17 protein-coding genes are annotated in these 25,621 nt (G+C 54.7%); 12 read left to right on the top strand and 5 right to left on the bottom strand.

The annotated features are described in order from the left end of the window. The first annotated feature begins 147 nt into the window (after positions 1–147). Positions 148–1,347 (top strand): dipeptidase, encoded by a 1,200-nt coding sequence (locus tag HNV11_RS20335; protein WP_171741410.1) that lies wholly within the window; start codon positions 148–150, stop codon positions 1,345–1,347. A 105-nt stretch (positions 1,348–1,452) separates the two neighbouring features. Beyond that, complete coding sequence (locus HNV11_RS20330; protein ID WP_171741409.1) at positions 1,453–2,760, top strand: Gfo/Idh/MocA family protein; 1,308 nt, start codon at positions 1,453–1,455, stop codon at positions 2,758–2,760. A gap of 4 nt (positions 2,761–2,764) precedes the next feature. Here the strand turns inward: HNV11_RS20330 and priA are convergent, their stop codons facing one another. Next, positions 2,765–5,293, bottom strand: coding sequence for a replication restart helicase PriA (gene priA / locus HNV11_RS20325; RefSeq protein WP_171741408.1), 2,529 nt, complete (start codon positions 5,291–5,293; stop codon positions 2,765–2,767). A 180-nt stretch (positions 5,294–5,473) separates the two neighbouring features. Here priA and HNV11_RS20320 point away from each other — a divergent pair, with 180 nt between their 5' ends. From HNV11_RS20320 to HNV11_RS20310, 3 genes are all read left to right on the top strand, one after another. Continuing rightward, positions 5,474–6,478, top strand: coding sequence for a YpdA family putative bacillithiol disulfide reductase (locus HNV11_RS20320; RefSeq protein WP_171741407.1), 1,005 nt, complete (start codon positions 5,474–5,476; stop codon positions 6,476–6,478). A gap of 89 nt (positions 6,479–6,567) precedes the next feature. Next, entirely contained in the window at positions 6,568–8,952 is a 2,385-nt protein-coding gene (locus tag HNV11_RS20315; RefSeq protein ID WP_171741406.1) for an alpha-L-rhamnosidase-related protein, read from the top strand. Between the two features lie 42 nt (positions 8,953–8,994). Next, positions 8,995–9,804: a polysaccharide deacetylase family protein gene (locus HNV11_RS20310; RefSeq protein ID WP_171741405.1), complete on the top strand. Its 810-nt coding sequence runs from the start codon at positions 8,995–8,997 to the stop codon at positions 9,802–9,804. 34 nt (positions 9,805–9,838) lie between these two features. Here HNV11_RS20310 and HNV11_RS20305 read toward each other — a convergent pair whose 3' ends face one another. From HNV11_RS20305 to HNV11_RS20290, 4 genes are all read right to left on the bottom strand, one after another. Beyond that, positions 9,839–11,224 (bottom strand): sensor histidine kinase, encoded by a 1,386-nt coding sequence (locus HNV11_RS20305; protein WP_171741404.1) that lies wholly within the window; start codon positions 11,222–11,224, stop codon positions 9,839–9,841. Between the two features lie 91 nt (positions 11,225–11,315). Further along, a complete protein-coding gene (locus HNV11_RS20300; protein WP_171741403.1) occupies positions 11,316–12,065 on the bottom strand; it encodes a DUF1223 domain-containing protein in 750 nt (249 codons plus the stop codon). Positions 12,066–12,089: 24 nt separating this feature from the next. Further along, positions 12,090–12,890 (bottom strand): molybdopterin-dependent oxidoreductase, encoded by an 801-nt coding sequence (locus HNV11_RS20295; RefSeq protein ID WP_171741402.1) that lies wholly within the window; start codon positions 12,888–12,890, stop codon positions 12,090–12,092. Next, the gene (locus HNV11_RS20290) at positions 12,887–13,630 is read right to left on the bottom strand and encodes a cytochrome b/b6 domain-containing protein (protein WP_171741401.1); all 744 of its coding nucleotides are present in this window, start codon (positions 13,628–13,630) and stop codon (positions 12,887–12,889) included. The genes HNV11_RS20295 and HNV11_RS20290 overlap by 4 nt, the downstream gene beginning before the upstream one ends. Positions 13,631–13,839: 209 nt before the next feature. Here HNV11_RS20290 and HNV11_RS20285 point away from each other — a divergent pair, with 209 nt between their 5' ends. The 7 genes from HNV11_RS20285 (at position 13,840) to HNV11_RS20260 (ending at position 25,614) form a co-directional block, all read left to right on the top strand. Next, positions 13,840–14,691, top strand: a complete 852-nt coding sequence (locus HNV11_RS20285; RefSeq protein ID WP_171741400.1) for an MBL fold metallo-hydrolase — start codon at positions 13,840–13,842, stop codon at positions 14,689–14,691. Between the two features lie 83 nt (positions 14,692–14,774). Further along, positions 14,775–15,557 carry a patatin-like phospholipase family protein gene (locus HNV11_RS20280; RefSeq protein ID WP_171741399.1) on the top strand — a complete coding sequence of 261 codons (783 nt, stop codon included), beginning with the start codon at positions 14,775–14,777 and terminating at the stop codon, positions 15,555–15,557. Between the two features lie 341 nt (positions 15,558–15,898). Continuing rightward, entirely contained in the window at positions 15,899–17,020 is a 1,122-nt protein-coding gene (locus HNV11_RS24175) for a TonB-dependent receptor plug domain-containing protein (protein ID WP_317168019.1), read from the top strand. Continuing rightward, the gene (locus HNV11_RS24170) at positions 17,017–19,083 is read left to right on the top strand and encodes a TonB-dependent receptor (protein WP_317168018.1); all 2,067 of its coding nucleotides are present in this window, start codon (positions 17,017–17,019) and stop codon (positions 19,081–19,083) included. The genes HNV11_RS24175 and HNV11_RS24170 overlap by 4 nt, the downstream gene beginning before the upstream one ends. 23 nt (positions 19,084–19,106) lie before the next feature. Next, a complete protein-coding gene (locus tag HNV11_RS20270; protein WP_171741398.1) occupies positions 19,107–20,738 on the top strand; it encodes a RagB/SusD family nutrient uptake outer membrane protein in 1,632 nt (543 codons plus the stop codon). A 436-nt stretch (positions 20,739–21,174) separates the two neighbouring features. Beyond that, a complete protein-coding gene (locus tag HNV11_RS20265) occupies positions 21,175–24,231 on the top strand; it encodes a SusC/RagA family TonB-linked outer membrane protein (RefSeq protein ID WP_171741397.1) in 3,057 nt (1,018 codons plus the stop codon). Positions 24,232–24,249: 18 nt separating this feature from the next. After that, positions 24,250–25,614, top strand: a complete 1,365-nt coding sequence (locus HNV11_RS20260; RefSeq protein WP_171741396.1) for a RagB/SusD family nutrient uptake outer membrane protein — start codon at positions 24,250–24,252, stop codon at positions 25,612–25,614. The last annotated feature ends 7 nt before the right edge of the window (positions 25,615–25,621 follow it).

The raw sequence follows: 25,621 nt of genomic DNA, 5'->3' as shown, positions 1-25,621 counted from the left end.
CGACGAACGACGGCCTGCTGCTGACTAACAGAACCGGCCGTTCCGTCGGAAAGTTTCGCCAGCGTCGGCAATCGGCCCAACCGTTGCGTTTGCGACCGGCTTTACGTAGTTTTCAAGTAAATTTTACTGGATACAACCCCCGTTCTAATGACGCATACGCTGTTTTCGCTGTTCCCGTTTTTTCTTCTCTCGGTTTCGCCAGCTCAGGAAGACCCTATTGTTAAAAAAGCCCATCGGATTCACCAGCGCGTTCTGACGCTCGATACGCATGCCGATGCGCCCATCATGATGCAGAAACCCGGTTTTGACGTAGGCAAAGCACACGACACCAAACGTGACCAGTCGCAGATTGATTTTCCGCGTATGAAGCAGGGGGGCATGGACGCCATGTTCTTTGCGGTCTATACCTCGCAGGGGCCTCGTACGCCCGAAGGTCATGCCGAAGCCAAACGGAACGCGCTGAACCAGTTTGCCCTGATTCATGACGCCCTGAAAAAGCACCCCGATCAGGCCGAATTGGCCACGACGCCCGCCGATGCCTACCGCATTCAGAAAGCCGGTAAACGGGCCATTTTTATCGGCATGGAGAATGGCTATCCCGTGGGTAACGATTTGTCGCTGCTCAAAACGTATTACGACCTGGGTTGCCGGTACATGACCCTGACGCATTTTGCTAACAACCTCATCGGCGACTCTTCTACCGACCCGGATGGACCAATTTACGGTGGCCTGAGCGATTTCGGTAAGCAGGTGGTGCCCGAAATGAACCGGCTGGGAATTCTGATCGACGTATCGCACGTGGCCGACAGCACCTTCTACGATGCCCTGGCGCTTTCCAAGGCACCCGTCATTGCATCGCACTCCAACTGCCGGGCGCTGTGCGATTTTCCCCGGAATATGACCGACGATATGATCCGGGCCATTGCGGCCAAAGGGGGCGTGGTGCAGGTTAACTTCGTGAGCGACTACCTCAAAAAGCCATCGGACGCGTTCCGGACGGCTAAAACCAAGATACGTATGGCGCGGGTGGGTAAGGTCATGACCCCCGAGATGGAAGCCCGGCTGGCGGCTGAAAGTGATTCGCTGGCGAAAGTGTTTGCGCCCGAACGGGCCAGTCTGTCGGATATTGTGGATCATATCGACCACATCGTTAAGCTGGTGGGTATTGACCATGTCGGCATCGGCAGCGATTTTGATGGGGGCGGGGGTGTCAACGGTCTCGAAGACGTCAGCCAGATCGAAAACCTGACCGTCGAGCTGGTACGCCGGAACTACAGCGAAGCCGACATTGCCAAAATCTGGGGCGGCAACCTGCTGCGGGTGCTGGGACAGGCGAAGGTTCAGTAAAACCAAACGGGCTGGATGCCTGACGATTAAATTTCGGTCAAACGGCTTCTGAATCGGTAAGGAAAACGTCAGTCGCTCTTTTAGAAATGACTGACGTTTTCCTGTATGAACCGCTCTGACTTTCTGAAAACCTCCGCGCTCGCGAGCGCCACCCTGATCACCGATCCGCTGCAGGTTCGGGCGTTTATCACCCGCAAACCCGCTCAGAAATACCGGACAGCTCTGGTAGGTTCAGGCTGGTGGGGAACCAACATCATGCGCTGCGCCATCCAGGCAGGCGAATCGAAAGTCGTCGCCCTCTGCGACGTGGACAGCCGGCAGCTCAAAACGGCCAGCGACGAATTCGCTAAATTCACCTCCGATAAACCGAAACTCTACAAGGATTACCGGGAGATGCTGGCGGCCGAGAAACCCGAAATCGTCATTGTGGCCACGCCCGACCACTGGCATCCGCTCGTGGCGATTGCGGCCATGCAGGCCGGCGCGCATGTGTATGTCGAAAAGCCCATTAGCCACACGATCAACGAAGGAAAAGCGATGGTGAAGACCGCCCGGCAGACGGGCCGGGTTTGTCAGGTGGGTACGCACCGGCGCGTATCGCCCCATAACGTATCGGGCATGGAGTTCCTGAAGTCGGGGAAAGCCGGTAAAATTGGGATGGCGCGGGCGTTTGTGTATTACGCAGGCGGTCCGGGGCAACCTACGCCCAATACCGAAGCGCCTAAGGAAATGGACTGGAATATGTGGTGCGGACCGGCGCCGTTGCGGCCCTTCAACCCGGCCATGCACCCCCGCGGATGGCGTAACTTTCTGGATTACGGTAATGGCGTGCTGGGCGACTGGGGTATCCACTGGCTCGACCAGATTCTGTGGTGGACAGAGGAAAAACACCCCCGCAAGGTGTATTCAACGGGCGGACGGTCTATTCTGCAGAACAGCACCGACGCGCCCGACCATCAGGTCGCTACCTATGAATTTGAGGACTTCACCGCCGTTTGGGAGCAGCGGACCTTTGCGGGTAACAACGCCGAAAAAACGCATCCGCAGCAGGCCGTAGGGGTTTATTTCTATGGGGCTGAAGGCACCTTCCACATGGGCTGGCTCGACGGCTGGACGTTCTATCCGGCTGATTCTAAAAAACCAGTTATTCATCAGGACGCTCAGCTCAATAAACCCGACGATCAGAACATTGCGCAGCTCTGGGCCAACTTCCTGGACAGCATCAAGAACAACAAAACGCCGGTATGCGACATTGAGATTGGGCACCGCTCAACGAACATGGCCCTGCTGGGTATGCTGTCTATGAAACTAGGCCGGAGTGTAGAGTGGGATGGCAGCCAGATTCCTAACGACCCTGAGGCCAACAAACTGCTGGGCCGGGCCTACCGGGGTGAATGGCAGTACCCGGTATAAGCCTCTACAAACAGTCAACGTCCGTTACGATGCTGACCTGGCGGAGACCTTTGTCAGTCAGGATGTCGTTGATGCGGTCCTGGATGTAGGCTTTCACAGCCTTTACGTTCACCTTTTCCCGTTCGATCTTGATCAGGATATCGAACAGGAACTGGTTACGGATGCGCTCGACGAGGGGCTCTTCGGGCCCCAGCACGCGGCTGCTGCCAAGGGCATCGGTGAGCTCGGCTGCCAGGCGTTCGGCGGCCTGGTGGCTGATCGTCTTGTCTGGATGGCGGACGGTCAGTTTAATCAGCCGCGAGAAAGGCGGGTAGTTGAAGTTCTGCCGCTCCTGAATCTCTTCGTCAAAGAGTCCCTTGTAGTCGTTCTGGATGATCTTTTGCAGAATGGTCTGCTGTGGGTTGGCGGTCTGAATCAGGACTGTACCCTGCCGACCGGCGCGACGGCCCGCCCGTCCGCTGACCTGCGTCAGCATCTGGAACGAACGCTCGGTTGCCCGAAAATCCGGGAAATGAATCAGCCGATCAGCGTCGAAAATACCGACCAGACTAACGTTGTCGAAGTCCAGACCTTTGGTAATCATCTGCGTACCGACGAGCATATCCACCTGACCGCCTTCAAACTCCTGGATGATCTGCTGATACGCATTTTTAGCGCGGGTAGTGTCCAGATCCATACGTAACACCCGCGACTGAGGGAAAAAAATCTGTAGCTGATCTTCCAGTTTCTCGGTGCCGAACCCAATCGTCCGGACTTTGGTCGAGCCGCAGGTCGGGCAGATGCGGGGGACCTGTTCCTTGTGGCCGCAGTAGTGACAGCGCAGTTCGGCGTCGCGCTGGTGATAGGTCAGGCTAACGGCGCAGTTGTCGCACTCGGCCGTCCAGTCGCAGTCTTCGCACTGCATATAGGGCGAATAGCCACGCCGGTTCTGAAACAGAATACTTTGTTCTTTTCGGTCCAGATTACGCTCCAGCGCTTCAAGCAGAGCCGACGAGAATTCATTTTTCATCGTCTTCTGCTGTTTTTCACGTTTGGTATCCACTAGCAGGATGTTGGGCAGGGTTGCGTTGCCGAAGCGGTGGAATAACTCCACAAGACCGTACCGACCCTGTTTCGCCTGATAATAGGTTTCGAGCGAGGGCGTGGCCGAACCCAGCAGCACTTTAGCCTGCTGCCAGTGGGCCAGCATGATCGCTACATCGCGGGCGTGGTAGCGCGGGGCCGGGTCGTGCTGTTTGTAGCTGGTTTCGTGTTCTTCGTCCACGATAATCAACCCCAGATTATCGAACGGCAGGAACACCGCCGATCGAACGCCTACCACGAACTGGTACTGCCCCGACACGACGCCTTTCCAGACCTCCACCCGCTCATTATCCGAAAACTTGGAATGGTAAATCCCCATCTTATCGCCGAATACGCGCTGTAACCGCACCACGATCTGGGTGGTCAGGGCAATTTCGGGCAGGAGATACAGCACTTGTGAGCCGCCGGCGAGGGCCTGCTGGATAAGGTCAATATAAACTTCGGTCTTGCCGCTGCCCGTAATACCATGAAACAGGACAATGTTCTGCCGCTCGAACTGAGCCATGATCTGGTCCGACGCCCGCTGCTGGTGTTCGGTAAGTCGGATTTCGACCGGCGCATCCGGGGCGTTATCTGCGAACCGGGGCTGAATGACCTCGAAGGTTTCGAAAACTGCGTTTTTAATCAGCGTGGTCAGCGACGACTGCGACAGCGCGTCGTCCTGATTCAGAATGCTTTTGTCCAGCCCTTTCTGGTTCAGGGCAGGGTTGTGCTGCATGGGTACGTGGCGCAGGTAGCGCATCACTACCTCCTGCTGTTTGGGCAGCTTCTCCAGCCGCTGGAGCAGAGCCAGCAACTGCTCTTTTTCTTCGTAGTTGCGGTGCAGCCGAATCTTCCGCACCATCTTGGGAATGTATTTTTCTTTGACTTCCTCGAAGACGATCACCGCTTTTTTCCCGACCAGCGACTTGATCAGGGCCGGAACGTTACCGCCTTCGCCCACCAGCCGACCGAGTTCGTCGTAGGAGAGGGCCGGGTGCTTTTTCAGCTCGGCCAGCAGCGTTTCTTCAAACTCGGTGAGCAGTTCGGGATAATCGAAATCGGGGTTAAACTGCACCTTCGACTGGCTCGATATTTTCAGGCCGGAAGGCAGCGCTACGTTCATTACGTCGCCAATGCAGCACATATAATACTCGGCCATCCAGCGGAACAGCTCCAGCTGGTAACCGGTTACCAGCGGGTACTCGTCGAGAACTTCGCTAATGTAGCGGGCCTGATACCCCGTGGGGGGCGTGTGGTGAAGCCGGGCGACAACGGCCGTCAGTACCCGCCCGTTGTTGCGGCCAAAGGGAACGATAACCCGCGCACCGATTTTGAGCGCTTCGGCCATTCCCCGCGGCACCCGATACGTAAAGAGTTTCGGGACGGGAATGGGCAGGATCAAATCGGCAAAGAAGGTGACTTCGTCGGCTTCGAGGGGCGAAAAGAGCGAGTAAATCTGATTCTCCACGGGTCAATTCAGGCGGTATGCCAAGTAAAGATAAGCATAAAGGTCGGCGCGCAACCCGGGAATTTAACCGGTTTGCAAAAAGACGCTCGTAACCAAACCTTTGCAGGTTTTTTAGGTGTTAGTACCGTAGAGTGCGGGTTTCTGCCCGCAAAAAGAAGGAACCGACCCCGCGTTTTACGTATGCAAACATTCGACGTCATTATAGTTGGCGGTGGCCCCTGTGGGCTGGCAGCCGGTATTGAAGCAACCAAAGCGGGCCTGAGCCACCTGATTCTGGAGATGGGTAGCCTGACCGAATCGATCCGGCAGTACCCGCGCCGGATGCGGTTTTTTTCCACCGCCGAGAACATTGAAATTGGCGGATTGCCGTTCTCAATTTCGAGCGTAAAAGCAGGCCGCGACGAGGCTCTGCAGTATTACCGTAAAGCCGCGGCTTATTACAAACTGAATTTCAAACTGTTTCAGGAAGTCTGGGCGGTGCATAAAGAAGGCGACCTGTTTACCGTAACGACCAAAACCGGCGACCGCTATCAGGCCCGGAAGGTAATTATGGCAACGGGTTATTTTACCCGTCCGCGCTGGCTGGGCGTTCCCGGCGAAAACCTGCCGCACGTTTCGCATTACTACGACGAGCCGTTCAAGTACTCGTTTACCAATGTCGTGATCGTCGGCGCGTCGAATTCAGCGGTCGAAGCGGCTCTGGAGCTGTACCGCCACGACGTAAACATCACCATCGTTCACCGGGGCGAGGACTTTCGGAGCACGGTGAAGTACTGGCTGGTGCCGGACGTAAAGAATCGGGTGAAGGAAGGCAGGATCAAAACGGTATTCGACTCCTGCGTTACGCAGATTGACGAGAAGACCGTAACGGTCAATAACCTGAAAACAGGCGAAGAAACCCAGCTTCCGGCCGACTTCGTGTTCATTCTGACGGGTTACATTCCCGATGCCGATCTGCTCCGGCGCTGCGGCATTGCCCTCGACCCGACGACCAACGTACCGGTCTACAACAAAGAAACCTTCGAGACGAACGTGCCGGGGCTATATGTATGCGGAACCGTGCTGGCGGGTATCTATACCGAAAAGGTGTTCATCGAAAACGGCCGCGAACACGCCCAGGCTATCATCGACCATATCGTGGGCCGCGAAGTTCACAAAGTGGCTGAGCTGATTGATCGAATCTAAAGTTTGGCCCCCTGCAGGCTATCGGCCTGTGAACTGATTTTGGAGCGTAAGATTGTTGGTATATTGCACCATAATTTTACGCTCTTTTTATGCCTTTTCTGCTCTTTCTCGCCGGTGTGTTGATGACTCTCAGTGTTCAGGCGCAGTCCCCGGCTTCCGGTACCGACTGGACCAATCGCTACTGGACGGCTAAGTGGATTATGCACCCCACCGCTCCGGCAAAACAGTACGGTATTTTTCATTTTCGGAAAGCTCTTGATCTGCCGCAGAAACCCGCGCGGTTTGTCGTACACATATCGGCTGATAACCGCTACCGGCTGTTTGTGAATGGCCGCTCGGTTGTGCTCGGGCCCGCCCGCAGCGATCTGCAGAACTGGCATTACGAAACGATTGATCTGGCTCCGTTTATGCAGGCGGGACGTAACGTGCTGGCCGCGCAGGTCTGGAACATGGGTGAGGGCGCTCCGTTCGCACAGATGAGCTACCAGACGGGCTTTATTGTGCAGGGCGATAGCGACGCCGAAAAGATTGTCAATACCGATGCGAGCTGGCGGGTGATTCAGAACGCGGCTTATTCCCCTATCAAAAATGACATTGCCAAGCTGCGCACATATATCGTGGCGGGGGATGGCGATCGGGTCGATGGTGTTCAGTACCCGTGGGGGTGGGAGCAGCCCGCTTTCGATGACCGAAACTGGCCCAACGCCCGGCAGCTCTGGTTTACGGCCAAACCGCGCGGCTTCGGGACCGATGGCAACTGGCAGCTTGTGCCGCGTCCGATTCCCATGATGGAAACGGGAACCGTTCGGCTGGCGGCCGTCCGGCGGGTAACCAACGGCCAGATGTCAAACGAGTTTTTGCAGGGTAGAGCGCCGGTAACGGTACCTGCCAACACGAAGGCGGTGTTCCTGCTCGATCAGGGGCACCTGACAAACGCCTATCCCGAACTGATTGTTAGTCGGGGCAAGGGTGCCGTTGTGACGCTGGGCTATGCCGAAGCGCTGGTCGATGCCAAAGGGCAGAAGGGCAACCGAAACCAGGTAGAAGGCCGGACGCTGCTTGGCTTTGAGGACCAGTTCGTGGCTGATGGCGCGGCCCGGCGTCTGTTCCGGCCGCTCTGGTTTCGCACCTACCGCTACCTGCAGCTTACGGTCGAAACGGCCAGAGAGCCGCTTGTGCTGGAAGACTTATCCGGCGAGTTTACGGGCTATCCGTTTGAGCAGAAAGCGCAGTTTGCCGCCAGCGACTCAACGCTTAAGAACATCTGGAATGTTGGTTGGCGCACGGCGCGGCTCTGCGCGGGCGAGACGTATTACGATTGCCCTTACTACGAGCAGTTGCAGTACACCGGCGATACGCGGGTGCAGTCGCTTATCTCGCTCTACGTAACGGGCGACGACCGGCTCATGCGCAAGGCCATTCTGGACTACGATCACAGCCGGTTCAGCGACGGCCTGACCCAGAGCCGCTACCCCTCCGCCGACTTTCAGGTGATTCCTACGTTCTCGCTGTTCTGGGTGTGCATGGTGCATGACTACTGGATGCACCGCACCGACGATACGTTTGTAAAATCCCTGCTGCCGGGCATTACGGGTGTGCTGAACTGGCACGAGCAGCGACTCAGCAAAACTGGGCTGAACGGACCGCTGGAGTGGTGGAACTTCGTGGATTGGTCGGCCTGGAAGGATGCGAAGAACGAAACATCCGGGGGCGTTCCGGCCGGGGCACGGGAAGGTGGGTCGAGCATTCTGACGCTGCAACAGGCTTACACGTACCTGCGGGCGGCTGATCTGCTGGCGCATTTTGGCCAGAACGAACGCGCCGAACATTACCGCGAACTGGCCCGCCGACTCAATAAAGCTGTCTTTACGCAATGCTGGGACGCAGGTCGCGGACTGATTGCCGAAACACCGGCTAAAACCGCCTTCAGCCAGCACGCTAATATCCTCGCGGTGCTGACCGATGCTGTGCCGGTTGCGCAGCAGGCCGCTTTGCTGCAGAAGGTCATGACCAGCGCGGACTCCTTGACGCAGGCTACGTTCTATTTTAAGTTTTACCTGTTCGAAGCGCTGAAAAAAACGGGGCTGGGCGATCAGTTTATTCCGCAGCTAAAACCCTGGCGCGATATGCTGGCGATGGGCCTGACAACCTTTGCCGAGAACCCCGAGCCAACCCGCTCGGACTGCCACGCCTGGAGTGCATCGCCCCTCTATGAATTCCTGACGACGACCTGCGGTATCCGGTCGGCGGAACCGGGTTTCCGATCCGTCCGCATCGAGCCGTTTATGGGCGATCTGACCACCGTAAACGGCCGCGTGCCGCACCCCTCGGGCGACATCGCCGTTGAGTTTCAGAAAACCCCGGCCGGTGGTCTGACGGGCAGCGTTACGTTACCCCAGAACCTGACGGGCACCCTCCGCTGGAAAGGAAAAACCTTGCCTTTAAAAGGAGGAACGCAGACCGTGAGTCTGTAAATTAGCTTATTGACCTCGTTACAACTTAAACCCGATCTAACCTTGAAAAAGCTTCTTACTGCCGGTCTGCTGTTCCTGATCAATCACGCCTTAATAGCTCAGGTTCCGGCTGGCTGGCATGGTAAAAAATGTGCCGTTGCGCTGACGTATGACGATGCCTTACAGGTTCATCTGGATAAGGTCATACCGGTTCTGGATTCGCTGGGTCTGAAAGGCACCTTCTATTTATCGGGTAACTTCCCTGGTGTCAGGGCCCGGCTGAACGACTGGAAGAAGGCAGCCGCCCATGGGCATGAGTTAGGAAATCATACCCTGTTTCATCCGTGCACGAGCCAGAAACCCGGTCGCAGCTGGGTAAATCCAACGTACGACCTGAGCAAGTACACCGTCCCCCGAATTGTGGATGAAATTCGTATGACAAACACGCTGCTGGCGGCCATCGATGGCAAAACCCAGCGGACGTTCGCCTATCCCTGTGGCGATACGAAAATTGGCGACGTAGATTATTTCGCTCAGGTGAAAAACGATTTTGTAGCGGCCCGGGGCGTAACCACCGAAATGCGTAGGGCAAGCGAAATCAACCTGGCCGATGTAGGCGCGTACGGTATGAACGGCGAGTCCGGCGAAGAAATGATCGCGCTGGTAAAGAAGGCGATGGAAACCAACTCCGTGCTGGTTTTCCTGTTTCACGGTGTTGGTGGCGAACACAACCTGAATGTGGCCCTGCCTGAACACAACAAGCTCGTGCGTTTCCTCAAGCAGCACGAAAAAGAAGTCTGGATTGCGCCATTTATCGATGTTGCCCAATCGGTCAATCAGACGAATGCGAAACCGAACAAATCAGGTCGGTAGACCGGCCTTGTCATCGTCTGGACGATAGGCTTAGTTAGCTGTTATCGGGCAAGTACACAAAAAACGTAGCGCCGGCGCCGGGTTTACTGCTGGCCGTAATGCCCCCGCCATGATTGGTGGCGACCCGCTCGCAAATGGCCAGCCCCACCCCCGTGCCGGGAAACTCATTCCGACCGTGCAGCCGCTGAAAGACCTGAAAAATGCGGTCCAGGTATTTTTCGTCGAAGCCAACGCCCTGATCGCTGACGCTGATCTGGTGAAACATCCGGGCATTACTGTTCAGTCGAACCTGATCGGATAATTCGCCCCGTTTCCGACGGGCATAGTTAATCTGGATGCGGGGCTTCTGGCCCACGGGGGTAAACTTAATCGCATTGGACAGCAGATTCTGAAACAGCTGGTTCAGCTGCGATTCATCGCCATTGACCACCGCCAGATCATCCAGCTGTATATCGGCTTGCCGCTGTTCAATCTCCAGCGAGAGTGTATCCAGGACGTTGGCAATGACTGTGGTCAGCGAAATCGGCCCAAAGAACTGCTGCCGGGTTGAAATGCGGGAGTAAGCGAGCAAATCCTTAATCTGGATAGACATTCGGGCGCCCGCGTTGATGATGCGTTGCAGGTAATCATGGGCCAGTTCGTCTAACTGACCATTCAACTGTTGCAATAGTATCGCGCTGAACGATTGAATTTTACGCAGCGGCTCCTGCAGGTCGTGACTGGCGATGTAAGCAAACTGCTGCAGATTATCGTTGGAGCGTTTCAGGTCCTGATTAGCCTGAGTAAGTTCCTGGGTTCGCTGCTGCACGCGTTCCTCTAACTCCTGAGCCAGTTGCCGGTAACGCTGCTCACTGGCTTCCAGGGCCAGCCGTATCTGGATTTGCTTGTCAACCTCCATTCTGTACCGTTCTTCGCTTTGGCGGAGAGCAATGTTTTGCCGTCTCAGCGTTAACAGATTAACAACCTGTCGGGCTAAAGTCTGCAGAGCGGAGAGCTGATCAGGGCTTAGTTGTTTTGGGCTATTGTCGATCACGCACAACGAACCCAGAGCAATACCATCTGCATCGACCAGCGGTATACCGGCATAGAAAATAACGTAAGGATCGCCCGTGACGAGTGGATTTTGGGCAAAGCGTTCATCTTTCCGCGAATCCGGCACCACCATGATTTCGTCTGGCTGCCTGATGGCCTGCGCACAGAACGAAAACTCGCGGGGTGTTTCCCGGACCGAAAGCCCATGATTCGACTTGAACCACTGGCGGTTTCTGTCAATGAGGCTGATGAGCGCGATTGGCGTCTGGCAAATCTGGGAAGCAAGCCGGGTAATCTCATCATATTCCTGTTCGGGTAACGAATCGAGGATATTATAGCTATCAAGAGCCTCAATTCGTCTATCGGTCTCTGGCTGAACAGGAAGCATTTCTATGGATACAGTATTTAATAAAGACATATGTAAGTTTCCCGACAGACAAACTTTGAAAAGAGAAAAGAATAGAGTGGCAAATTCGCTTTTATAACCGCCTGGCTCCAACCACCTGTCCGGTATCGCTGCGTTGAACGTAAATCAGAACCGATGTTTGATTGGCGGTCAGGTCATAAGGGTAAGATAAGATCACCCGGCCTGAAGCGCTTGTCAGTTCTGTGGTTATAAACTGTCGAACAACGTTTGTGTTCAACAAGGTCCGGCCGCCGTTCTCGCCGTTCCTGACGGCCGTGCGGGCTTCTTTCTGAAGCAGGGCTACGTTGACGCGGTAAGGCCCCTTTGCTGATAAACTATAGTTAACCGTCACTTGTCCGGCGTCTTGGGTGAGGCTGCCATCAACGCCAATGAAAGCCGACGCGGGCTGCTGCTGAATCGACCGGATGGCCTGTTCAATGCGGCTGCGCTGCCCGCCAATAACATCCTGCCGCCCGTTGATGATAAGCTGGGGCGTGTAGGTCTGCGTTTTCAGCAGGCGGTCGTATTGCCGCTGGCGGTCGGTGAATTGTTTCGAACTGAATGGGTCCTGCCAGCCCAGCCTGTTCCAGTAATCAACGTGGAACGACAACCCATAAACGGCCTGTCCGGCTCGGGCGGCCTGCTGAGTCAGTTCCTGAAGAGCGCGGTCGGCGGGTGGGCAGCTTGAACAGCCCTGCGACGTAAACAATTCCAGTACCACAACGGGCTGAACCGCAGCCCTGGCAACCGGTTCAACAGGTGGATTGACCAGCGTTGACGCGGCCAGCGCGAGTGCAACAAAAAGAAACAGCAGATACGGCATGGCGGTAACGGTTGAACAAACGGGTTATAGCCCTACGTAATAATCATAGCCGCGCTCGGCCCAGAAATCGCGGGGGCGGTCGTCGGAGAAAAAAATCCGGCCAATCCGCTTCAGGTTTTTGACACCGTATTTGACCGGAATAATCAACCGTACCGGTGCACCATGCTGGGCGCTGATCGGCTGGCCGTTGAGTTCATACGCCAGCAGCGTCTGCGGATGCAGAGCGCTTTCCAGATCAATGCCGACGTAATAACCCTTGTCGGGCGTTTCCATGCCGACGTAACGAAACAGATCATGGGTATTGTCGGGACTGGGAGCGTTGCCACTGCGGGTACCAAGATTATGCTTCGCCAGAAAATCAGACAACCGTGCCCCGCCCCAGTGCTGAATCTGGCTCCAGCCTTCAATGCACTTGAACTCATAGATCAATTCGTACTTCGGCAGCGCTTTAATAGCGTCCATGCTCAGCAGCAGCGGCTGGTTGTTGGGACGGTCAACCTGCAGCTGCCAATCGTCGGCAAGTGGGGTTTTGATGCCTTCGTAGCCGTTGATACGTGCCTGCCGGGCGGCCCGTTCAGCGGGGAACGTCTTCACTAAGTTTGTATTACTGAAATACGTCCGGGCTACCTGCTCGTTGGCATCCAGCACCTTCCGAAACGGCTTAGCGATACCCTGCGCCCGAGGACTGTGCGTAATCCACTCGTAAATGCCGACCGGTATGGCCGCGGCCAGCGCAAACCAGCCGAACGATTTGAGCATTCGCCGACGAACGGCAGATTCCGGAACTTCGTCCTGCGGCAGTTGGGGTTCCTGGGGCTGGCTCATGATAAAGCAGGCTGGATTGGCTGGGGTTCGGTGGGGCCAGCGGGCTGGTCGTCGGTAGGTTCGCTAACTTTCGGACGGTCGTCGGCGTTTGGTTTGATGACTTCGAAGCCGGTCACCATCGACTGAAAGTTCTGCCAGCCGGCGCGAATGACCTGTCCTACGTGAATAAAGAAAAACAACACATAACCAATGGTCAGAATGAAATGCTCCAGCCGGGCGGCTTCGTAACCCCCAAGCAGCGCCGTGAGCCAGTAAAACTGCGTGGGTTTATAGATCGCAAAGCCTGTCAGCACCGAGCCTACGCCCATCAGCATGATCGAGAAGTACGCAATTTTCTGCGCGCCATTGTATTTGATAAACGGTGGCTGTTCTTTCCGCAAGCCAAGGTCGTACAGGGTTACCTGGATCGCTTCGCGAAAGGAATTCTGGTCGGGCACTAGATGCCGCCACTCGCCCGATGCGAACGTATAGGCAATGTAGAGCAGACCGTTCAGCATGAACAGCCACATAAACACCCAGTGCCAGGCCATGCCCTCGGCGAGTCGGAACGGTACGTGCAGAAACTTATAAAAGCCATTGGGGAAGAACGACACGAGCGTGTAGTCGCCCAGCTGAATTTTGTACGGGTCGTAGGCCCAGTAAATCAGTAAGCCGCTCCAGATCATGACGAACAGAACCGGAAAGTTGATCCAGTGAAACCAACGGATGGCTAGCGGATGCTTATGGATAATACGTTTCATGGTAAGCAGTTGACCGTTCAGGTCTTATGTTATAACGCATAAGGGCCCTGGATAGATTGCCGGACACTAAATTGTTGGAGAATTGTTGCACTTTACCCAATATAATGGGTTGACTACCCGGCACAAGTTCGTTGCGGTGACAATAGGCTCCACTTCCGGCTTATCCAACCGGGCTTGTACCTTTGCCACTGAACGTTTGTGAATTTACTATGACTCTTCAAACCCTCGACACAGGCTTCTTTAAACTCGATGGTGGGGCCATGTTTGGCGTGGTGCCGAAACCCCTCTGGAATAAACTGAATCCGGCCGACGAGCAGAATCGCTGCACCTGGGCCATGCGTTGCCTGCTCTACGAAGCCAATGACCGACTGCTGGTAGTCGATACGGGCATCGGCAATAAACAGGACGCCAAATTTTTCGGGCATTACGACCTGCACGGCGACGCTAGTCTGCTCGGCTCTATTCGCAAGGCGGGTTACTCAGCAACCGACGTAACGGACGTGCTGCTGACCCACCTGCACTTCGATCATGTGGGCGGGGCGGTGGCTGGTCTGCCGACGGGGCAGGGTGAAGGTTCCCTGACGCCTGTTTTCTCCAACGCCACCTACTGGACGCACCCGGCCCACTGGCAATGGGCCATGCAACCGAATCCGCGTGAAAAAGCGTCGTTCCTGACCGAAAACATCCTGCCCCTACAGGAAAGCGGCCAGCTAAAATTCCTGACCGAGAACCCTTTCCCGTTTGCCGATCTGAGCCTTATTTACGTTGATGGCCATACCGAAAAAATGGCGCTGCCGGTGTTTCGGGTGCAGGGCCGGACGGTTGCCTATATGGCTGATCTGATTCCGTCGTCGGCGCATGTGCCGCTCCCTTACGTTATGAGCTACGACGTTCGGCCCCTGCTGACGATGGATGAAAAAACCCATATCCTGCAGCGGGCCGCCAACGAAAACTGGATTCTGGTGTTTGAACACGACCCCATAATCGAAGCCGCTACCGTTGAGCAGACCGAAAAAGGCGTTCGGATTCGTGAGAAAGGAAAGCTGGTCGAATTTTTGTAGGGCATCAATAGTCCATGCAATTGACTATATTGATAAACCAAAATCTGGAACCTGCCGTTATTTAAACACTTGATTATCGTTTTATGCGAATTGGCTTAGTTCTTTCGGGTGGCGGAGCGCGAGGCATTGCTCACCTGGGTGTGATCAAAGCGCTTCAGGAAATGGGGATTCAATTCGACCAGATTGCCGGTACGAGCGCCGGAGCGATTGCCGGTGCCCTGATTGCGCAGGGATATACGCCCGACGAAGGGCTTCGCATTGTCGAATCCTCGTCGTTTATGCGGCACCTGCGCCCAGCCTGGAACCGGATGGGACTGCTCAGGCTCGATACGGCCATTGAGCTATATAAAAAATACCTGCCCCACGACCGCTTCGAGAGTCTTCAGATACCACTGCACGTTGTGGCCGTTGATCTGACCGATGGCATTCAGGTGGTTTTCGACGAAGGGGAACTGATTCGGCCTGTACTGGCGTCGTGCTGCCTACCGGGTATTTTTGAGCCGTTCCTGATCAATAAACGGCAATTCATCGACGGGGGCGTTCTGAATAACCTGCCTGTTGAGGTCATCGAAAATAAAGTAGACTTTATTATCGGGTCGCACTGCAACCCCTTTGGCCTGGCTCGTCCAATCCGTTCCATGCGGGGTGTTATCGAGCGCAGCCTGATTCTGGCCGTGCAGAGCAAAACGCGCGATAAGTTTGGCCGCTGCAATGTCTTGATCGAGCCTACCGAGCTGGTTAGCTACGCGCCAACCGACGTCAGCAAAGCGCGGGAGATGTTCCGGATTGGTTACCAACACACTATTGCCATGGCCGACCAGATTGAAAAAACGCTCCGGCAACCCACGCCTGAGTCTATTGGATAAGCGGCTTCTTCCGCATTCTTTCAGGATATTCTCTAACGTCAGGCCCTCCGGTCTGACGTTTTCTTTTTCAGGTACTGCTCATTCGATTAGCCAGTTTCGTAAGCTACGAAATGTGGGGAAAATACTCAGTCGGAAAAATTTTAATTGAAAAATAATACTAATTCTATTTATATGGATTAATAGGAAGACAGAAAAATAGTGTTGGAATATTATTCTGCATGAAAAAAATATAACAAAACAAAAAGTTGTCAAAATGGCTACAGGCCAAAAATTTGTTAACCGATTTTAGTTTATTAGATTTGCTTGCAGTAACGTATTTCTTAGCCTAACTAAAATTCACTATGAGTAGAATTCTATTTGTGAGCATACTGTTTATGTGTTCACTATGGTCTCCGGCCTGGGCGCAGGAGCGCAGAATTACAGGTAAGGTGACGGCCGCTGAGGACGGAAGTGCAATGCCTGGAGTATCGGTCATTCTGAAAGGCACAACGAGGGGCGCTAACACCGATGCCGAAGGTAATTATGCCATCGTGGTTCCTCAAAGTGGAGGCACGCTAACATTTAGCTTCGTTGGAACGGTGTCGCAGGAAGTGCCGATTGGGAATCAATCCGTTATTAATGTAAGATTATCGGCCGATTCGCGGATTCTTTCCGAAGTGGTTGTTACGGGGGTAGGTGTCGCTACCACCAAAGCCAAGCTGGGTATTGCGGTTGAGTCAGTAGCGGCCAAGGATTTGCCGCAGGCTCCGACCGCATCGGTAGACCAAGCGCTGGTTGGAAAGATTGCCGGTGCGCAGATCACCAGCACCAACGGCACACCCGGTGCCAAAGCGAACATTCTGCTGCGTGGTATCAATACTATTAACCGGGGTACAGCACCTATCGTCCTGATGGATGGCGTTCAGGTCGGAGCTACCGATCTGAACACGATTGACCTGAGCACCATTGAGCGCGTTGAAGTGGTGCAGGGCGCGGCTGCGGCAACCATCTACGGTGCCCAGGGCGCCAACGGCGTTATTCAGCTGTTCAGCAAGCGCGGCAAAGACGGCCCCATCAGCGTAAATTTCTCTAACAGTTACGCGACCAACTCGTACCTGAACATTGGCGGGGTAGCGCAGGCCGACAAGCACGCTTTCGTGACCGATGCGAACAACAACGTAATCGGCGTATCGGGTAAACCCATCACGCTCGATCCGGCGACCAGCACCTGGAGCGAAAACGTGCAGTATAACGCGCTGGACGTAAACAGCCAGGCCAACAAACCGTATGGGCAGAACCTGAAGTTTTACGATCTCTACGCGATGTTCTTCAAGCCGTCGACCACGGTGAACAACTCGATCAACGTATCGGGGGCAACGCGAAGTCGGATTTCAGTATCTCGGCATCCAACAACTACCAGAACTCGATCGTCAAAAACAACGGAGCGTATAACCGGAGCAACATCGTCAGCAACCTCGGGATGACGCTGGCGAAAAACCTGACGTTCCGCAGTATTACGCAGCTGGCCTACACGAAGAATACCATCAAGACCTATGACCGGGCGGTGCTGTACGATATCAACAACACCCGTCCGTTCAACAACTACGATTACGTAGATCCGGATGGGAACTATGCGGCCTACTACGGCAGCGCGTCGGGCGTAAACGGCTATAATCCGAACTACCGGCTGCAATACCGGGACCGGCAGGATAATAAGGTCGATATTATCCAGAGTCTTGAACTGGATTATAAGCCAATCAAATATCTGGATCTGAACGCCAAGTATGGTCTGAACTACTCGCGCGAAGAAGACCGGTACACTTACGCCAACCAGACGCTGAACCGTAACATTGTTGCTAACCCCAACTACTACACAGCAACCAACGCGTCGGACGCTAAAGGGGAAGTCAGTAATTACGATTACAAGACGGTTTTCCAGAATTTCCTGGCCAGCGCGATCATCAAAACGGATTTTCAGGAAGATTTCAAGCTGAACCTTCCCATTCGTACGTCGACGCAACTGGCTTTCGACTATCGGAAGAACAACTACAAGGAATATGATACCTACGGGGTAGGGTTGCCCACCTACTCGCCGTTTACGGCGGCTCAGGCGGGAACGTACCGGATTTTGCTGGACAACAGCCAGCCGTTCGTTACGTATGGCTACCTGGTGAACCAGCGGATCGAATACGGCGAAATTGCGGGGATATCGGGCGGTTTCCGGAGCGATTACTCGTCGGCGTTCGGGCGGGGTTCTACGCCCTTCACCTTCCCGCGGGGAGATGCCTACGTGCGGCCGTCGTCGCTGAACTTCTGGCAGAATGGTGCCTTGGGAGCCTACGTACCCGAGCTGAAGCTGCGCGCTGCTTATGGGGAGGCCGGTATCCAGCCCAGACCCTTCGATCGCTACGTAACGCTGGGGACCCGTACCCTGGGCAGCAACAACGTATTCTATTATACTCCGGCGCAGAACAACCCCGATCTTGGCGTTGAGGTTTCCAGAGAGCTTGAGCTGGGTACGGACTTCACGGTTAAGGGCGGTAACGGCGACTGGCTCCGTCGGCTGAACTTCTCGTTCACCTACTGGAAACGCTCTACCGATAACGCTATCTTTAACGTAAACGTAGCGCCGTCGTCGGGCTCGGGTACGCTGAAAGATAACGCCTTCTCGCTGGCCTCGCGCGGTACCCAGTTCTCGCTGAACACCACGCTGTACCGTGGCCGGAGCTTCACCTGGAATTTTACGACCAACTTCGGTCATCAGACCTCCGAGATTACGGCCGTCAAAGGCAACCAGCAGATTGTGGTTACCTCCAGCGCGGGCAGTACAAACTACGTCCTGAAAGCCGGTCAGAAAATTGGTCAGCTCTTTGGGTTTGTGGCTATCCGCAGCCTCGACCAGATTCTGCCCGATGGCACGCCTGCTCTGACGGAAGCCCAGAAGCCGAATTACGAGGTAGCCAGCAACGGCTACGTGGTGAACAAAGCAACTAAGCAGCCGCTGTACAGCACGAATCAGTACAGCTTTGGCGATCCGAATCCGACGTTTGTTTCCTCGTTCATCAACGACATTTCGTTCCGCGACATCGTAACGCTGAACTTCCAGTTCGACTGGACGCAGGGCAGCCACGTGTATAACCAGACGAAAGAGTGGATGTATCGCGACGGTATCCACAAGGATTACATAGCGCCAATCACCATTAACGGGCAGACAGGCGCGTGGACAGCTTTCTATCGGGGTGTTTATCAGGCCGGGGCCAACAACGGTACGAAAGATTACTTCTACGAAGATGCTTCGTTTGTGCGCCTGCGTAACGTAGCCCTTGGCGTAGAGCTGACGAAGATCTTCCGGCTGCCGATGAAGCGGCTGCAGGTAGTGTTCGGCGGTCGTAACCTGCTGACCTTTACGAAGTACACAGGTATGGACCCTGAAGTGAACTCAGGTCAGACCACGGGTAACGAAAGCTCAGCCTGGGACCGGGGCACCGACCATAACACGACGCCTAACCTGCGCTCGTACCAGGTTTCTCTCAACTTCGGCTTCTAATTTGATTCCTTCTGAAACAATCCATGAAACGATATATAAAAACTACGGTACTGTCCTTTGCGCTGGTGAGTCTGCTGGGTGCCTGCAAAGAACAGCTTGATGTCAAGAATCCCAATCAGCCGACGCCCGGCAGCGCGGCTACCGAAACCGGCGTTATTGCCCTGGGTCAGGGTGGCATATACGTCAGCGGGTTTAAGGAAGTTAAGTATTACGATGGTGTTCCTGGCCGCTTCTGGACCGGTGCCGTCGGCTTCCACGAACTCATGGGCGACGTAATTGGCGAAGAAGCCGCTAACGTCTACGGCAACCAGATTGGTATGCCCGACTACGTCATTCTGGACGATGGCACGAGGGTGGTTAATCCCAGCGCCATCAATACCCAGATGGCGCTGCTCCGCACCGTAAACGTGAACGCCAATGCGGGCGCTAATCCGTTGTACTATGAGTGGGCATATATGTACAACATCAATAACGCCATGAACAGCGTTCTGGCCATTGCCGAAGCAACCAGCTTTTCGGGCGATGCCGCAGCGCAGACGACAAAGAAGAACACAATCAAAGCCTGGGCTTACTGGTGGAAAGGCTACGCCTATTCGCGCATTGGCTCGATGTATTACGCCGGAATTATCAATAACGAAACAGGCGTAACGAATGGAAACTACATAGCGAAAGAAAAGATCATCGAGGAGGCAACCAAAAACCTGGATCAGGCGGCCACGCTGCTGAGCGGACTGACGAATGATGCGACCTACCTGGGGGTTATGAAAGGGCTGATTCCCGACTTCAACCAGGTTGGAAAAGGTGTTCCGCCAACGCCGGAAATGTGGAAGCGCAGTATCAATACCCTTAAAGCGCGCAATATTCTGGTCAATACGCCCGCCAAGTCCATGACGGCCGCCCAGTGGGGCCAGATTCTGACGCTGACCAACGACGGCGTAAAAGCAACAGACTACGTATTCACCGGGCGTTCGAATGACAACGGCGATTTCTTTGCCCGGACAGACGGCAATATTGCAGCGAAAGCAACCGGGGCACCGGGGAGCGTAACCTACAAAGTCAGCGAACGCCTGATTCAGGACTTCCCGGCGGGCGACAAACGGCTGGACAATAACTTCACGAAACTGGCGTCGGCCGCGCTGTTCAACTCCGACCGGGGCAACTCGTTCAATACGCGCTGGCAACTGGTGAGTGGGGGTAAGGGTTTAGCGGGCGTAGCGGTGCTGAGCAACCAGGCCGTTGGGGCCTATGAGCTTTACCTCGCCGGTACGTATGAAGAAAATGAACTGATGAAAGCTGAAGCCAAGATCTATACGGGCGATATTGCCGGTGGGCTGGCGGCTATCGACGCGGTCAGAACCTATCAGGGTGCGGGGCTGGCTCCCCTGTCGGGTTTATCGCTGGATGCGGCCAAAGAAGAACTCCGTAAAGAGCGCCGGGTCGGTCTGGCATTCCGGGGGCTGTCGTTCTACGATGCGCGCCGGTGGGGCGTCATCACTGACGGGCGTAAAGGCGCTGTTGTCGTCGACAAAGCAGGTAAAGTCAATACCAACGCCACAATCGCCTATAACTTCCTCGATTACTGGGACGTACCGGATAACGAGTTGGCGTATAATCCGGCTGCTGCAGGCAGCGCCCCGACGAAAAACCCAAAGTAAACGGAAAAACAGGGGTACTTAGCTCTATAAATAAGTCATCCGAATATGATAAAGCGGTGCTGGGACTTCTCGGCACCGCTTTATCTTTTAAGTCAAGCTAGCGTAATGGAGTTGCTTTGAATTACTTTCTTCCTATGCTCCCGGTTTCGTTGAAAAGCATGACCCATTTGCTGCTTCGGGCGACAGTTTTCATCTAAAGAGTAAACAGATGTACACCCCAGGTCGGTTGTCCTGATACACCACCGCTGCGTGGGTCCAGTCGATGATGGGCAACTTTTCACTCTTCTGGGTTTTGCTCAACAAAAATTGGGCACTGAGCCGCTCTAATCCCAGAATTGTTCAAAACTATCGTTTTTTATAATCTTTTTGGGTGCTCTTGTTTTAACCAAATTTTAAACTTTATTTTTGCAGTTAACCACTAATTAAATTGTTTTAGATGAAAACTTTTCTACTGTTTCTGCTGACAGCGTTAAGTACCGCGTTAGTCAGTCCTGCAGTGGCGCAGGACCGGCGAGTGACTGGAAAGGTCACCTCGGCGGATGATGGAAACCCATTACCGGGCGTTTCTGTCGTAGCCAAAGGCACCAGTCGCGGTACGCAAACTGATGCAGAAGGGAATTACTCACTGGTACTGCCAGATAACATCAACTCGCTGGTTTTTAGCTTCGTTGGCGTAACAACGCAGGAAGTGAATGTCGGTAATCGGTCGGTTGTCAACGTAGCTCTGAGCAACGATACCCGTTCGCTCGATGAGGTTGTCGTTACCGGTTACGGTGCGCAGTCGAAGCGTAACCTGACGGGCAACATTGCCAAGGTAGCTTCCCGCGAAATCGAAAATATTCCGGTGCCGAGCGTTGAGCAGGCTATTCAGGGTAAAGTCGCCGGGGTACAGATTACGTCACTGAACGGTAAAGTTGGACAGGGTCTACAGATTCGGGTACGGGGTACCTCGTCGGTAACCGCCAGCAGCCAGCCGCTTTACGTCATTGATGGTATCCCCATTACGTCGTCGGATCAGTCGTCAACCGTTGCGCCGACGAACCCCATCGCCGATCTGAACCCCAACGATATCGAGTCGCTGGAAATCCTGAAAGATGCGTCGGCCTCGGCGATTTACGGAGCGCGGGCATCGAACGGGGTTGTGCTGATTACGACCAAAAAAGGTAAGGTCGGTAAAACCGTGTTTGAGGCTTCGGCCTACGCGGGTAGCAGCAAGCCAACCCATGTTCGGGAATGGCTCAATACCCAGCAGTATGTAACGTTATTCACCGAAGCCCGGAACAACTCGGCAGCGCTGGGGATTCCCGTTTATTCAACATCGTCACTGACGAACCGCTTTACGCGGTACGCAGCAGGCGATGCGGCTGGCTGGCAGGGCGAGAATCCGAAATACAACACCGACTGGCAGCAGGAAGCCTTCCAGGACGCTCCTTCGCAGCAGTATGATCTGAGTGCGCGGGGTGGTGATGCCAAAACCCGTTTCTTTGTATCGGGGCAGTATTTCGACCAGAGTGGTATTATCATCAAGAACCGTTTCCGTCGCCTGAGCGGGCGGGTTAACCTCGACCATAGTGCTACTGATAAGCTGACGCTGGGCGTGAACCTAAATATAGCGCACTCGAAAAACGACCGCGTTTCGAATGACAACGCGTTCTCGACACCTATGCAGATTGTGGCCCTGCCGCCCCTGCACCCGGTGATTGATCCGCGCACGAATCAGCTGAGCGCCGATTACACACTCTATTACAACCCGCTGCTGAACCGCGATTTCGCGTCGCTGCAGGCTCGGGTGTACCGGGTATTTGGTAGCGCCTATGCCGACTACAAGATCCTGCCGGGTCTGTCATTCCGGACGGAAATCGGTACCGACCTGCTGAGTCAGCAGGAAGATGAGTATTATGGGCGTGAAACCCAGCGGAATACGGGTGCGCCAAACGGCTTAGGTTCGAACAGCTTCCGGCAGGTATCCAACTACACCACGAACAACTACTTCAGCTTAGGCCGGACCATTTCCCAAAAGCATGACCTGGATGCTACGTTGGGTATGTCGTATCAGGAGTCGCGCTCGAACTTCAACTCCGTAACGGCGCAGCAGTTCCCGAGTAACGCCTATAAGCAAATCTCGTCGGGGGCCAGGGTCACCGGTGGGTTAGGTACCGAAACGCGGTACAGCTTCCTGTCGTACTTTGCGCGGGCCAACTATCGGTTCAACAACCGTTACCTGCTGGGCGTATCGGCGCGGGCAGATGGATCGTCGCGTTTCGGAGCGAACAATCGGTATGGTTTTTTCCCGTCTGTTTCGGCTGGCTGGATCATTACCGAAGAATCGTTTATGAAGAACCTGTCGACGCTGAGCCTGTTGAAATTGCGGGCCAGCTATGGTCTGACGGGGAACGCTGAGATCGGTAACTTCGGTTCGCTGGCTCTATACTCAGCCGCTGCTGGCTATGCGGGCGTACCGGGGCAGGCACCTGAGCAGATTGCCAACCCTGATCTTACGTGGGAAAAAACGCTGCAAACGGATATCGGTCTGGAATACGGCTTGTTGAACAACCGCATCACGGGCGAAATTGATTACTATGTTAAGAACACGAGTGGTCTGCTGCTGGGCGTAAACGTACCGGGCTCATCGGGCTTCCGGACACAGCTCCGCAACGTAGGGAAAATGGAGAACTACGGGCTTGAGTTTGTGTTTAATTCGAGCAACCTGGTTGGTGCGTTCAAGTGGAATACCTCGCTCAACATTGCCTATAACCAGAATAAAGTCCAGGATCTCGGCGGAACAACCATTACGGGTAGTTTCCTGAACCGGGCGCAGGAAGGCCAGCCGCTGGGCGTATTTGTTGGGCCGGAATACGCCGGTGTTGATCCTCAGAATGGCGACGCGCTGTACTACAAAAACACGGCCAATGCTGATGGCAGCCGCGATCGTTCGACGACCAATAATTACAACGATGCCGAATACGTGCCACTGGGCAGCCCAACGCCTAAGTTTATCGGTGGCGTTACCAACAATTTCAGCTATAAAGGCATCGACCTGAGCGTCCTGTTTAATGGCCAGTTTGGTAACTACATCTATAACGGAGGAGGTAAGTTCATGTCGGCCAACGGCGACTTCTTCGACAACCAGACGGTTGATCAGATGAATCGCTGGCAGAAGCCGGGCGATATTACCAATGTACCGCAGGCGCGTCTGCTGGGCGGCAATGGTACGGGCGAATCGTCGCGTTACCTGTCCAAAGGCGATTTCGTTCGGCTGCGCACCATTACGCTGGGGTATAACCTGCCTTCGAATCTGGTTAACCGCGTGAAGCTAACCCGCGTACGGGTATACGTAACGGGACAGAACGTCCTGACGTTTACCAAGTACAATGGCTGGGATCCGGAAGTGAACTCGGACGCGTATTCGGCTAACCCGGTAAACATTGGTATTGACTTCTATTCGGCTCCGCAGCCGAAAACGATCATCGGTGGCTTACAAATTGGCTTCTAAGCAACGACAAGAAGACTCATGAAAACAAGACAATATTATATACTCGCGTCGGCAGTGTCGGTTGGTTTGTGGCTGACTTCGTGCGACAGCAAATTGGATATTAAGCCGGTTAATACGGTAGCGACGGCGCAGGCTCTCAGCACACCGGCCGACTTGCAGGCTTTGCTGGTGGGCGCTTACAATAGCCTGGGCGACGCTGACCTGTACGGCGGCAATATTCAGCGCGACGCTGAACTGCTGGGCGACAATGGCGATGTTGAATGGACCGGTACGTTTACTGCCCCCCGTGAGGTCTATACCAAGCGCCTGCTGGTGACAAACGGTCAGGCTGATATCACCTGGACGGACGCCTACCGAACGATCAACATCTGTAATACCGTACTGGCTAATCTGAATCTGGCCCTGGCTGCCGATAAGGACCGTACCGAAGGCGAAGCCAAGTTCATCCGGGCGTCGATGTATTTTGAGCTGGTGCGGATGTTCGCCCGGCCCTGGGGCGATGGCGACGCTAATGCGAACCCGGGGGTACCCCTTGTAACAACGCCTACGGCTGTTCTCGATGCCAGCAGTAGCGTACCACGCAGCAGCGTAGCCGCTGTTTATGATCAGGTCATTAAAGACCTGACCGATGCCGAAACTAAACTACCGGCTACGAATGGCTTCTTTGCGGCCAAAGGCGCGGCTGCTGCTCAGTTGTCACGGGTGTACCTGCAAAAGTCCGATTTCCCCAACGCAGCGAATGCAGCCAACCGGGTTATTGCCAGCGGACGCTACCAATTGGTTCCCATTGACGAAGTATTCGATCTGCGCGAAAACATCAATGGTGTCAATACGTCGGAAACCATCTTTGCGGTTCAGGTTACCGACCAGTCGGGTACAAACAGCCTGAACACTTTTTATGGGGCTACTGACGTGGGCGGCCGGGGCGACATTAACATTACGGAGCGTCACCTGAGCCTGTACGGTGCCGACGACGTACGCGGTCAGCTCTTCTACGAAGACAGCGATGGTCTGGTTCGGACGGCCAAGTACCTCAACCAGTACGGTAATATTCAAATCTTACGTCTGGCTGAAATGTATCTGACGCGGGCTGAAGCCAATTTCCGGGCGGGTACAACAGTAGGAGCCACTCCGCTGACCGATATTAACCGGGTTCGGGCGCGGGCGGGTGCAGCCCCATTGACTGAATCGCAGTTAACGCTGAACGCCATTCTGCGGGAGCGTCGGCTTGAGCTGGCCTTTGAAGGTACGCTGATCCACGACCTCAAGCGCACGCGTCAGAGCATTGGTTCGCTGGCTTACAATAGTCCGCGGTTGATCTTCCCGATTCCCCTTCGCGAAACAACGACCAATCCAGCTCTGGTGCAGAACGCCGGGTACTAATTTGATT

Source organism: Spirosoma taeanense (genome assembly GCF_013127955.1).
Taxonomy (GTDB): Bacteria; Bacteroidota; Bacteroidia; order Cytophagales; family Spirosomataceae; genus Spirosoma; species Spirosoma taeanense.
The sequence above is the reverse complement of the archived record's forward strand: the minus strand, read 5'-3'. Positions and strand labels throughout refer to the sequence as shown.

Coding starts and splice junctions, on each gene's coding strand:
- HNV11_RS20290 (WP_171741401.1), bottom strand. CDS start 13,630: ATGAAACGTATTATCCATAAGCATCCGCTAGCCATCCGTTGGTTTCAC.
- HNV11_RS24175 (WP_317168019.1), top strand. CDS start 15,899: ATGAGTAGAATTCTATTTGTGAGCATACTGTTTATGTGTTCACTATGG.
- HNV11_RS20285 (WP_171741400.1), top strand. CDS start 13,840: ATGACTCTTCAAACCCTCGACACAGGCTTCTTTAAACTCGATGGTGGG.
- HNV11_RS20260 (WP_171741396.1), top strand. CDS start 24,250: ATGAAAACAAGACAATATTATATACTCGCGTCGGCAGTGTCGGTTGGT.
- HNV11_RS20320 (WP_171741407.1), top strand. CDS start 5,474: ATGCAAACATTCGACGTCATTATAGTTGGCGGTGGCCCCTGTGGGCTG.
- HNV11_RS20335 (WP_171741410.1), top strand. CDS start 148: ATGACGCATACGCTGTTTTCGCTGTTCCCGTTTTTTCTTCTCTCGGTT.
- HNV11_RS20300 (WP_171741403.1), bottom strand. CDS start 12,065: ATGCCGTATCTGCTGTTTCTTTTTGTTGCACTCGCGCTGGCCGCGTCA.
- HNV11_RS20265 (WP_171741397.1), top strand. CDS start 21,175: ATGAAAACTTTTCTACTGTTTCTGCTGACAGCGTTAAGTACCGCGTTA.
- HNV11_RS24170 (WP_317168018.1), top strand. CDS start 17,017: ATGACGCTGGCGAAAAACCTGACGTTCCGCAGTATTACGCAGCTGGCC.
- HNV11_RS20270 (WP_171741398.1), top strand. CDS start 19,107: ATGAAACGATATATAAAAACTACGGTACTGTCCTTTGCGCTGGTGAGT.
- HNV11_RS20330 (WP_171741409.1), top strand. CDS start 1,453: ATGAACCGCTCTGACTTTCTGAAAACCTCCGCGCTCGCGAGCGCCACC.
- HNV11_RS20295 (WP_171741402.1), bottom strand. CDS start 12,890: ATGAGCCAGCCCCAGGAACCCCAACTGCCGCAGGACGAAGTTCCGGAA.
- HNV11_RS20315 (WP_171741406.1), top strand. CDS start 6,568: ATGCCTTTTCTGCTCTTTCTCGCCGGTGTGTTGATGACTCTCAGTGTT.
- HNV11_RS20305 (WP_171741404.1), bottom strand. CDS start 11,224: ATGCTTCCTGTTCAGCCAGAGACCGATAGACGAATTGAGGCTCTTGAT.
- HNV11_RS20280 (WP_171741399.1), top strand. CDS start 14,775: ATGCGAATTGGCTTAGTTCTTTCGGGTGGCGGAGCGCGAGGCATTGCT.